Below are 10,882 nucleotides of genomic sequence, written 5' to 3'. Positions count from 1 at the left end.
GAAGAGCAGGTTCGGGTCGTCGAGGATCACCGATGCGCTGGGCACCTCGGTGTGGCCCGCCTTCACGAAATGATCAAGGAACCTCTTCCTGATCTCGTGTGTCTGCACTTCTGATCCGCTTCTTCCTGAGTTGTCGAGTCGATTTCCAGCCCGATTTCCAGCCCGATTTCCAGCCCGATTTCCAGCCTATGTGCCGCTACCCCTCCAGAAAGCTCAACCGAACCGACCGCCGCGGATTGTCTCGGTTGAGGTCGACCAGCACGATGCTTTGCCAGGTGCCCAGCTGCGGGTCTCCGCTCGCGACCGGGACGGTGACCGACGGCGCGATGATCGCCGGAAGCACATGGTCGGCCCCGTGGCCCGCCGAGCCGTGCGCGTGCCGGTATCGGTCGTCGCGGGGCAACAGCCGTTCCAGCGTGTCCACCAGGTCGTCGTCCGAGCCGGCGCCGGTCTCGATGATCGCGACCCCGGCCGTCGCGTGCGGAACGAACACGTTGCACAGCCCGTCGCCGTAGCTGAAGCAGAACCTGCGCACCGCATCGGTGAGGTCGACGATGCGGCGCCGGGCGGTGTCCACTTCCAGCACATCGGTATGCACCCGGACAAGCCTACGGCGCAGCTACTGGGCCCAGCCAATCCCTTGTGAGCCCGGCCACAAAAGCCATTGCCAGCGTCGAGCGGGAGGAGGAAGGTGACTAAAGGACCGGTGGCGCCGCCGAGGCGCCGCCCCCGACACAGGAGGGCCGATCGTGTACGCACGCTCCACCACCATTCAGGCGCAACCCTTGTCGATCGACATCGGCATCGCGCACGTGCGCGACGTCGTCATGCCCGCTCTACAGGCGATGAACGGGTGTGTCGGGGTGTCGCTGTTGGTGGACCGCCAGTCCGGCATGTGCATCGCCACCAGCGCCTGGCAAACCATCGAGACGATGCGCGCCAGCGCCGAGCGGGTGGCACCGATCCGCGACCGTGCGGCATTGATGTTCGACGGCAGCGCGAGAGTCGAGGAGTGGGACATCGCGTTGGTGCACCGCGACCACCGCTCGCAGGAGGGGGCGTGCGTCCGGGCCACCTGGCTCAAGGTGGTGCCCGATCAGCTCAGCCGATCCCTGGACTTCTACCGCACGTCCGTGCTCCCGGAGATGGAGCAACTCGACGGCTTCTGCAGCGCCAGCCTGATGGTCGACCACCCGGCATGCCGGCGGGCGGTGTCCTGTTCCACGTTCGACAGCATGGACGCGATGGCCCGAAACCGTGACCGGGCCACGGAGCTGCGCAGCAGGCGCGTGCGCGACTTGGGCGCCGAGGTGGTTGACGTGGCGGAGTTCGAACTGGCGATCGCGCGCTTGCGGGTGCCCGAGCTGGTCTGACCGTCGGGCGCGACTCAGGGCAGCGCGTCCCCCGGAAATCCGCGGCATGCGTGTACCTCGTAGGTGAAGACGCCCGCCGCGACCCCGGGATCGTCGTTCATGATCGCGGCGGCCTCGTCGAGCGTCGTCGCGAACACACAGATGCCGCACACCTCGGAACCGTCGACGACCGGCAGCACCACCGCCATGACGCCGTCGTCGCGCAGGCCGAAGTTGCGGCGACCGTGCTCCCAGATGATGCCGGGCGCCGCGTCGTCATCGAAGTTCGGGCCCTTCTTCAGGATCACGGCGCTGTAGGGCTTGGCGGTGGGCAGCAGCTCGCCCATCTCCTGGTCGGTGAAGGTCCTCATGGCCGTCCCCTCTCCCGGATGATGGCGCGCAGCCGGTCCAGCCTGCGGGCCATCTCACGTTCAAGGCCGCGGCCGGTGGGCCGATAATAGTCCACGCCGACCAGCTCGTCCGGCGGATACTGTTGCGCCACTACGCCGTCGGGGTCGTCGTGGGAGTACCGGTAACCCTGCGCGTTGCCCAGCGCGGCCGCGCCCGAGTAGTGCCCGTCGCGCAGGTGTGCCGGCACCAGGCCCGCCTTGCCGGCCTTGATGTCGCTCATCGCCGCCGCCAGCGCGGTGGTGACCGCGTTCGACTTGGGCGCGGTCGCCAGGTGGACGGTGGCGTGCGCCAACGTCAGCTGGGCCTCCGGCATGCCGATCAGCTGCACGGTCTGCGCGGCGGCGACCGCCATCTGCAGGGCGCTCGGATCGGCCATCCCGATGTCCTCGCTGGCCAGGATCATCAGCCGCCGCGCGATGAACCGGGGATCCTCCCCCGCGACAAGCATGCGGGCCAGATAGTGCAGCGCGGCATCCACGTCCGACCCCCGCACCGACTTGATGAAGGCGCTGATGACGTCGTAGTGCTGGTCGCCGTCGCGGTCGTAGCGCACCGCGGCCTCGTCCAGGGATTGCTCGACGGCCTCGACGGTGACGTGCTCGCTCGCCCCTTGGACAGCTTCGGCCGACACCTCCAGCGCGGTCAGGGCGCGGCGCGCGTCGCCGGCGGCCAGCCGCACCAGCAGGTCGACGGCGTCGGGGTCCACCCGGACCCGTCCGCCCAGGCCGCGGGGGTCGTCGATCGCGCGCTGCACCACCGTGCGGATGTCGTCAGAGCTCAGCGGCCGCAATTGCAGGATCAACGACCGCGACAGCAGCGGCGCCACCACCGAAAACGACGGATTTTCGGTGGTCGCCGCGACCAGCAGCACGATCCGGTTCTCCACCGCGGACAGCAACGCGTCCTGCTGGGTCTTGGAGAACCGGTGCACCTCGTCGATGAAGAGGACGGTCTGCTCGCCGCGGAGCAGCCCGCTCCTTGCCTGTTCGATGACCGCCCGCACCTCCTTGACGCCAGCGGACAACGCCGACAGGGCCTCGAAGCGGCGGCCGGTGGCCTGCGAGATCAGGGCGGCCAGGGTGGTCTTCCCGCTTCCGGGCGGGCCGTACAGGATGACCGACGCCACACCCGAGCCCTCGACCAGGCGGCGCAGCGGCGAGCCCGGTGCCAGCAGATGGCCCTGCCCGACCACCTCGTCCAGCGACGCCGGACGCAACCGCACCGCCAGTGGTGCACCGTCCGGCGCGGCCGGTCGCTCGTGGTGCGTCTGCGGTGCGCCGGGCAGGTCAAACAGCCCTTCGGACACGGCTTCAGGCATACCACGCCGGGGGCACCGGGCGCGCCGGCCGAGACGCGGGGAGTTTAATCCGCGCGCCTCGGCGACATATTTGCTAAGTTCCCGTTTGCCGAGTTCGGTGCGCTCCTTCTTTTAGACCCTTCAGTCCTTTTAGACCCTTCAGTCCTTTTAGACCCTTCAGAGTTGATCAAGCAGCTAGGACGGACATGAGCCAGCCTCCCGAGTATCCAGGCACCCCGGCGGACCCTCAGCGGGGAAATCAGAACCCTCCGGGCTATCCGCCCCCGCCGCCCGGTTACGGCGCACCGCCGCCTTCCCCGCCCCCCGGTTACGGCCAACCGCCCGGCGGCCCACCCTCCGGCCCCTCCGGCTATGGCGCACCCCCTCCGCCGCAGGCACCGCCCCCCGGCCAGGCGGGCTACGGGGCGCCGCAGGGCGGGTACCCCCCGCAGCCGGGCTACGGCGGCCCAGGGGGCCCCGGTGGCCCGCCCACGCCGCAGTTCAACGTCGGCGACGCGTTCAGCTGGTCGTGGAACAAGTTCACGTCCAACGCGGCCGCGCTCATCGTTCCGATATTGGTGTACGGCCTGATCATCACGGCTCTCAGCACCCTCACCTCGATCCTGCCCGCGATGCTCGGCCAGTCTTCGGGTTCCTCGTACACCGACAGCTACGGGCAGACGTACGGGAGCACCAGCGTGACGCTGGGCCCCGCGTCCATCGCCGCCTGGATCATCGGCTATGTCCTGATCTTCGTGGCGGGCGTCGTGATGCACGCCGGGATGCTTACGGGTTGCCTTGACATCGCGGACGGCAAGCCGGTCACCATCGGAACGTTCTTCAAACCCCGCAATCTGGGCGGGGTGTTCCTCGCGGCGTTGTTGGTCGCGGTCGGCGTGGCGATCGGAACGATTCTGTGCATCATCCCCGGGGTCGTCTTCGGCTTCCTGGCGATGTTCGCAGTCCCGTTCGTGGTCGACCGAGGCGTCTCGCCCGTCGAATCCATCAAGGCCAGCATCGCGACGGTCAGGTCCAACATCGGCGGCACGCTGCTGTCCTGGCTGGTGCAAATCGCGGCGGTCATCGTCGGGGAAATCCTTTGCTTGGTGGGCCTGCTCGTCGGCATTCCCGTGGCGCAGCTCGTGCTGACCTACACCTATCGCAAGCTCTCCGGCGGTCAGGTCGTGGCGCTCGAGCAGCCCGGTTACCAACAGGGGCCGCCGCCGGGCTACCAGCAGGGACCGCCTCCTTACAGCACCGGCTAACCCGGACCGCATCGGCCCGCACCCGGGCCACACCGGTCCGGCGACCGGTCCGGCGAGCCCGATTCCGCTGCGCTGCGGCATCGCGGTGCTTGTGATGAGATCGTCCGATGAGCATCAAAGTTGCGCTGGAGCACCGCACCAGCTACACCTTTGACCGGCTGGTTCGGGTGTACCCGCACGTGGTGCGGTTGCGTCCGGCACCCCACTGCCGCACGCCCATCGAGGCCTACTCCCTGCGGGTCGAGCCGAGCGAACACTTCATCAACTGGCAGCAGGACGCGGTGGGCAACTTCCTTGCCCGGCTGGTGTTTCCGAATCCCATGAGCCTACTGACCATCACCGTCGGGCTCATCGCCGATCTCAAGGTGATCAACCCGTTCGATTTCTTCATCGAAGACTGGGCCGAGATGTGGGCTCCCGCTGATGGCGGGCCTGGCTTCACCTACCCCAGGGAGCTGGCCGCCGACCTCGAGCCGTACCTGCGTCCCGTCGACGAAGACGGCCCGGACTCCAGTGGGTCGGGGCCCGGCGAGCTGGTGCGCGCGTGGTTGCGCAGTTTCTCGGTGCCGGACGGCATTCGCACCATCGACTTTCTGGTGGCGCTCAACCGTGCCCTCAACGCCGACGTCGCCTACAGCCTGCGGATGGAACCCGGCGTGCAGACACCGGATACCACGCTGCGCACCGGCGTCGGCTCGTGCCGGGACTCGGCGTGGCTGTTGGTGTCGATCCTGCGCCAACTGGGGCTGGCGGCGCGATTCGTGTCCGGCTATCTGGTGCAGCTGGCGTCCGACGTCGAGGCCCTCGACGGACCGTCGGGACCGGCCGCGGACTTCACCGACCTGCACGCGTGGACGGAGGTGTATGTCCCCGGGGCCGGTTGGATCGGGCTCGACCCGACGTCCGGGCTGCTGGCCGGCGAGGGTCACATCCCGTTGGCGGCCACACCCCATCCGTCGACCGCGGCACCCATCAGCGGCGGCACCGAACCCTGCGAATCGGTGCTGGAGTTCTCCAATACCGTCACCCGCATCCACGAAGACCCGCGCGTCACCTTGCCGTACACGGACGAGGCGTGGGAAACGATCTGCGACGTGGGCCGGCGCGTCGACGACCGAATGGCCGCCGCGGACGTCCGGCTGACGGTCGGCGGGGAGCCGACGTTCGTAGCGGTGGGCATCCCCCCAGAAGAGTCAGTCGACGAGTGGACGACGGCCGCCGACGGCCCGCACAAGCGGCAGCGGGCCTCCGACCTGGCCGCCCGCCTGAAGGCGGTGTGGGCCCCGCACGGGCTTATCCAGCGCGGGCAGGGCCGCTGGTATCCGGGGGAACCGTTGCCGCGCTGGCAGATCTCGCTGTATTGGCGCACCGACGGGCGAGCGTTGTGGACCGACGACACCCTGCTGGCCGACCCCTGGGCCGGCGATCAGGTGACCGCCGACCCGGTCGATAACGAGGCGGCCTATCAGGTGCTCGAAGCGATCGCCCACGGCTTCGGCCTGCCGCTCTCCCAGGTACGTCCCGCCTACGAAGATCCGCTGTCCCGGCTCGCGGCCGAGGTGCGGATGCCGCAGGGCGAGCCGGTCGACGCGAGTGCCGACCCGGGCCCCGAGGGGTTGGCGCGCCTGGACGAATCCACCACGGCGCCCGCCGCTTTCGTGCTGCCCCTGCATCGCCGCGACGACGACAGCGGGTGGGCCAGCGCGGACTGGCGGTTCCGCCGCGGCCGCATCGTCCTGGTGGAGGGAGATTCGCCGGCGGGCCTGCGGCTGCCCCTGGACTCGATCAGTTGGCGGCCGCCGCGGGCGTCGTTCGACGCCGACCCCTCGACCGTGACGGGTGAGCTGGCGGTGGAGCCCGAGACGCGCGTGGCCGTCGTGACCGACCCCGAGTCGGCGCCGCCGACGGCGATGGTCGCCGAGGTCCGCGACGGCCTGCTGTACCTCTTCATGCCGCCAACCGAGGCGCTCGAACACTTCGTCGACCTCGTCGCCCGCGTCGAGGCCGCCGCGGCCAAAGCGGACTGCCCCGTGGTGGTCGAGGGCTACGGCCCGCCGCCGGACCCGCGGGTGAAGTCGGCGACGATCACCCCCGACCCGGGCGTCATCGAGGTCAACGTTCCGCCTGCCGCCAGCTTCGCCGAGCAGGCTCAACTGCTGGAATCCCTCTACGAGCAGGCGCGGTTGGCTCGCCTTTCCACGGAGTCGTTCGATGTGGACGGCACCCACGGCGGCACCGGCGGCGGCAACCACATCACGCTCGGCGGCGTCACCCCCGCGGACTCGCCGCTGCTCCGACGACCCGACCTGCTGGTGTCGCTGCTGACGTACTGGCAGCGGCACCCGTCGTTGTCCTACCTGTTCGCGGGGCGATTCGTCGGCACCACGTCGCAGGCGCCGCGCGTCGACGAGGGCCGCGCCGAGACCCTCTACGAGCTCGAGATCGCGTTCGCGGAGATCTCCCGGTTGTCGGCAGGGGGCGCCCCCAAGCCCTGGGTCACCGACCGCGCGCTGCGCCACCTGCTCACCGACATCACCGGCAACACCCATCGGGCCGAGTTCTGTATCGACAAGCTCTACAGTCCCGACAGCCCGCGCGGCCGGCTCGGCCTGTTGGAACTGCGGGGCTTCGAGATGCCGCCACATCTACGCATGGCCATGGTGCAGTCGTTGCTGGTGCGCTCGCTGGTGGCGTGGTTCTGGGACGAACCGCTGCGCGCCCAGCTGATCCGCCACGGTGCGAATCTGCACGGCCGATACCTGTTGCCCCACTTCCTGATTCACGACATCGCCGAGGTGGCCGCCGACCTGCGCGCGCACGGCATCGCCTTCGAGACCAGCTGGCTGGACCCGTTCACCGAATTCCGCTTCCCGCGCATCGGCACGGCCGTTTTCGACGGCGTCGAGATCGAGCTGCGCGGCGCCATCGAACCGTGGAACACCCTCGGCGAGGAGGCGACCGCCACGGGCACCGCCCGCTACGTCGACTCGTCGGTCGAGCGCATCCAGGTCCGCATCATCGGCGCCGACCGCCACCGCTACGTGGTGACCGCCAACGGATACCCGGTGCCCCTGCTGGCCACCGACAATCCCGACATCAACGTCGGCGGCGTGCGGTTCAAGGCCTGGCAGCCGCCCAGCGCCCTGCACCCCACCATCTCCACCGACGTCCCGCTGCAGTTCGAGCTGATCGATTTGACCACCGCAACCGCACGCGGCGGCTGCACCTACCACGTGGCCCACCCCGGCGGGCGCGCCTACGACGAGCCGCCCGTCAACGCCGTCGAGGCCGAGGCCCGCCGCGCCCGCCGTTTCGAGGCGACCGGCTTCACCCCGGGCAAGATCGATCTGTCCGCCCTCCGGGAGAAGCAGGCCAGGATATTCACCGACATCGGCGCGCCCGGCATCCTCGACCTGCGACGCGTGCGTACCGTGCAGCAATAATGGCGTTCCCCGAAGCTGCGCCCGGCCCGTACGACGCGGATCGGCTGTTGGCCGGGTACCGGACCGCGCGGACCCAGGAGGCGCTGTTCGATCTGCGCCAAGGAGCCCGGGTCGGCCCGGACGTGGCATACGACGAATTCGTCGACCCGGACGGCAACGTGCGGCCGGCATGGTCCGAGCTGGCCGACGCCATCGCCGAGCGCGGCCGGACGGGGCTGGACCGGCTGCGCTCGGTGGTGGACAGCCTGATCGACAACGACGGCATCACCTACACGGAGGTCGATGCCAGCCGGGACGGCGCATCCGGTCCTCAGGCCCTGGAGCCGAGGCCCTGGAGCCTGGACACCCTGCCGATCGTCGTCTCCGCAGCCGACTGGGATGCGCTCGAGGCCGGCCTGGTACAGCGGTCGCGCCTGCTGGACGCCGTGCTGACCGACATCTACGGCCCACGCGGCCTGCTCACCGACGGCGTCCTGCCACCGGAACTCGTGTTCGCCCACCCCGGTTACGTGCGGGCCGCCAACGGCATCGAGGTGCCCGGGCGCCACCAGCTCTTCATGCACGCCTGTGACGTCAGCCGGCTGCCGAACGGCGCCTTCCAGGTCAACGCCGACTGGACGCAGGCGCCGTCCGGCGCGGGGTACGCCCTGGCGGACAGGCGCGTGGTGGCGCACGCGGTTCCCGACCTCTACGAGCGGATCGCGCCACGCCCGACGACGCCGTTCGCGCAGGCGCTGCGGCTGGCCCTCATCGACGCGGCACCCGACGTCGCGCAGGACCCCATGGTCGTGGTGCTCAGCCCGGGCATCTACTCCGAAACCGCCTTCGACCAGGCCTACCTGGCGACCCTGCTGGGCTTTCCGCTGGTGGAGAGCGCGGACCTGGTGGTGCGCGACGGCAAGCTGTGGATGCGGTCGCTGGGGACGTTGAAACGCGTCGACGTGGTTCTTCGGCGGGTGGACGCGCAATACACCGACCCGCTGGACCTGCGCGCCGATTCCCGGCTGGGCGTAGTGGGTTTGGTGGAGGCGCAACACCGCGGGACGGTGACCGTCGTCAACACGCTGGGCAGCGGCATCCTGGAGAGCCCCGGGCTGCTGCGTTTCCTGCCCGACCTGGCGCAGCGCTTTCTGGGCGAAGCCCCCCTGCTGCATACGGCACCGGTCTATTGGGGCGGCATGGCCGGCGAGCGCTCCCACCTCCAGGCAAACCTGTCGTCGCTGTTGGTCAAGTCGACGGTCGGCGGGAAAACCTTTGTCGGACCGACGCTGTCGTCTTCGAAGCTGGCGGAACTCGCGGCGCGGATCGAGCACATGCCGTGGCAGTGGGTCGGCCAGGAGTTGCCGCAGTTCTCCTCGGCACCCAGCGACCACGCCGGCGGGCTGACGTCGGCGGCGGTGGGCGTGCGGCTGTTCACGGTCGCCCAACGCGGCGGCTACGCGCCGATGATCGGCGGTGCCGGCTATGTGTTGGCCCCCGGAACCCCGGCATACCAGCTGAAAACAATTGCCGCCAAAGATGTTTGGGTGCGTCCGACGGAGCGGGTGCGCGCCGAGACCGTGACTCCTCCCTCTTTGGGCCTGTCGGGCCTAAAACCGGCGAAGACCGCCGCGGGAACCTGGGGGGTCAGCTCGCCGCGCGTGCTGTCCGACCTGTTCTGGATGGGACGTTACGGGGAGCGGGCCGAGGGCATGGCCCGGCTGCTGATCGTCGCCCGCGACCGATTCCACGTCTACCGTCACCAGCAGGACACCGACGAAAGCCAGTGCGTCCCAGTGCTGATGGCCGCCCTGGGCCGAATCACCGGTACCGACACGGGAGGTGGTAGCGAAGGCGCCGACGATCGCGCCGAGATGATCGCCGTCACGCCCTCGACACTGTGGTCCCTCACCGTGGACCCGAACCGGCCCGGGTCGCTCCTGCAGTCGGTGGACGGGTTGGCGCTGGCCGCCAGAGCGGTACGGGACCAATTGTCCAACGACACCTGGATGGTGCTGGCCGGGGTGGAGCGCGCGGTGGCGCTTCGGACCGACCCCCCGGACTCCCTGGCCGAGGCGGACGCCATGCTCGCGTCCGCCCAGGCCCAGACGCTGGCCGGGATGCTGACGCTGTCCGGGGTGGCCGCCGAGTCGATGGTTCGTGACGTGGGGTGGACGATGATGGACATCGGCAAGCGCATCGAGCGCGGCCTATGGCTGACCGCGTTGCTGCGGGCCACGCTGACCGCCGTGCGCAGCCCGGCGGCCGAGCAGACGATCATCGAATCGACGCTGCTGGCGTGCGAGTCGTCGGTCATCTTCCGGCGCCGCACCGTGGGCAACGTCAGCGTCGCCGCGGTGGCCGAGCTGATGCTCTTCGACGCCCAAAACCCGCGATCGTTGCTGTATCAGCTGGAGCGGCTGCGGTCCGACCTCAAGGACCTGCCCGGCGCCTCGGGATCGTCGCGTCCCGAGCGGCTGGTGGAGGACATCAGTACCCGCCTGCGCCGATCGCACCCCGGGGAGCTGGAGGAGATCTCCGCCTCCCCGGCCGGCGACCCGCAGCGGGCCGAGCTCGCCGAACTGCTCGACGCGATACATGCCGAGTTGCGCGGCCTGGCCGACGTCATCACCGCGACTCAGCTGGCGCTGCCCAGCGGCATGCAGCCGCTGTGGGGCCCCGACGAACGGCGCCTCATGCCGGCTTAGCAGTACACCTAACCCTGGCCCACCACAGCGGCCGGCCCGCGCAAGTCCGACGTCACCTCGTCGATCACGTCGTGGATGAACTGCATCTTGTCCAGCACCGCCACCGGCAGCACGAACGGGTACAGGTCGTCGTGGCCCATCGAACGGTTCACCATGTTCAGCGACCACGACAACGGCAGCCACATCTCGATGATGTTCGGAAAGGCGCTGGGGCCCAAGTTCGGACGGTCGAACGTGGCCGACGCCGGCGCGAGGCCGCACCACGCCGAGGTGTCCAGGGTGTCGCGGATGTGCAGGTAGTGGGCGAAGGTTTCGGCCCAGTCCTCTGCGGGGTGCATCGTCGCGTAGGACGACACATACTTTTCCTGCCAGCCCTCCGGAGCGCCCTCGTTGTAGTGGCGGTCCAGCGCCTCCTGATAGTCGGCGT

The 10,882-nt window shown here is 69.5% G+C and carries 8 protein-coding genes; 4 read left to right on the top strand and 4 right to left on the bottom strand.

Annotation, left to right across the window (positions count from 1 at the left end; all coding sequences use genetic code 11):
• Positions 1 to 196 precede the first annotated feature (196 nt).
• Positions 197 to 586, bottom strand: coding sequence for a secondary thiamine-phosphate synthase enzyme YjbQ (locus JO059_RS12855; protein ID WP_293319219.1), 390 nt, complete (start codon positions 584 to 586; stop codon positions 197 to 199).
• 163 nt (positions 587 to 749) lie between these two features.
• Here JO059_RS12855 and JO059_RS12850 point away from each other — a divergent pair, with 163 nt between their 5' ends.
• The gene (locus tag JO059_RS12850) at positions 750 to 1,373 is read left to right on the top strand and encodes a hypothetical protein (protein ID WP_293319217.1); all 624 of its coding nucleotides are present in this window, start codon (positions 750 to 752) and stop codon (positions 1,371 to 1,373) included.
• A 14-nt stretch (positions 1,374 to 1,387) separates the two neighbouring features.
• Here JO059_RS12850 and JO059_RS12845 read toward each other — a convergent pair whose 3' ends face one another.
• Positions 1,388 to 1,723, bottom strand: a complete 336-nt coding sequence (locus JO059_RS12845; protein WP_293319215.1) for a hypothetical protein — start codon at positions 1,721 to 1,723, stop codon at positions 1,388 to 1,390.
• A complete protein-coding gene (locus JO059_RS12840; RefSeq protein ID WP_293319213.1) occupies positions 1,720 to 3,081 on the bottom strand; it encodes a replication-associated recombination protein A in 1,362 nt (453 codons plus the stop codon). The genes JO059_RS12845 and JO059_RS12840 overlap by 4 nt, the downstream gene beginning before the upstream one ends.
• A 185-nt stretch (positions 3,082 to 3,266) precedes the next feature.
• Between JO059_RS12840 and JO059_RS12835 the strand changes: the two genes are divergently transcribed.
• The 3 genes from JO059_RS12835 (at position 3,267) to JO059_RS12825 (ending at position 10,455) form a co-directional block, all read left to right on the top strand.
• The gene (locus JO059_RS12835; RefSeq protein ID WP_293319211.1) at positions 3,267 to 4,325 is read left to right on the top strand and encodes a hypothetical protein; all 1,059 of its coding nucleotides are present in this window, start codon (positions 3,267 to 3,269) and stop codon (positions 4,323 to 4,325) included.
• A 107-nt stretch (positions 4,326 to 4,432) separates the two neighbouring features.
• Complete coding sequence (locus JO059_RS12830; protein WP_293319209.1) at positions 4,433 to 7,768, top strand: transglutaminase family protein; 3,336 nt, start codon at positions 4,433 to 4,435, stop codon at positions 7,766 to 7,768.
• On the top strand, positions 7,768 to 10,455 hold the full coding sequence (locus JO059_RS12825) for a circularly permuted type 2 ATP-grasp protein (protein WP_293319207.1): 2,688 nt from the start codon (positions 7,768 to 7,770) through the stop codon (positions 10,453 to 10,455). Before JO059_RS12830 ends, JO059_RS12825 begins: the two co-directional genes overlap by 1 nt.
• Before the next feature lie 8 nt (positions 10,456 to 10,463).
• Here JO059_RS12825 and JO059_RS12820 read toward each other — a convergent pair.
• Positions 10,464 to 10,882: putative zinc-binding metallopeptidase (locus JO059_RS12820; RefSeq protein WP_293319205.1), on the bottom strand; the 419-nt coding region annotated here is incomplete at its 5' end.

Origin of the sequence: Mycobacterium sp. (assembly GCF_019247615.1) — a bacterium.
Classification (GTDB): domain Bacteria; phylum Actinomycetota; class Actinomycetes; order Mycobacteriales; family Mycobacteriaceae; genus Mycobacterium.
Note: the sequence above shows the minus strand (reverse complement) of the source record. Positions and strands in the feature narration are given on the sequence as shown.

Excerpts from the sequence above, each read along its gene's own strand:
- JO059_RS12825 (WP_293319207.1), top strand. The coding sequence starts at position 7,768 with ATGGCGTTCCCCGAAGCTGCGCCCGGCCCGTACGACGCGGATCGGCTG.
- JO059_RS12845 (WP_293319215.1), bottom strand. The coding sequence starts at position 1,723 with ATGAGGACCTTCACCGACCAGGAGATGGGCGAGCTGCTGCCCACCGCC.
- JO059_RS12830 (WP_293319209.1), top strand. The coding sequence starts at position 4,433 with ATGAGCATCAAAGTTGCGCTGGAGCACCGCACCAGCTACACCTTTGAC.
- JO059_RS12835 (WP_293319211.1), top strand. The coding sequence starts at position 3,267 with ATGAGCCAGCCTCCCGAGTATCCAGGCACCCCGGCGGACCCTCAGCGG.
- JO059_RS12840 (WP_293319213.1), bottom strand. The coding sequence starts at position 3,081 with ATGCCTGAAGCCGTGTCCGAAGGGCTGTTTGACCTGCCCGGCGCACCG.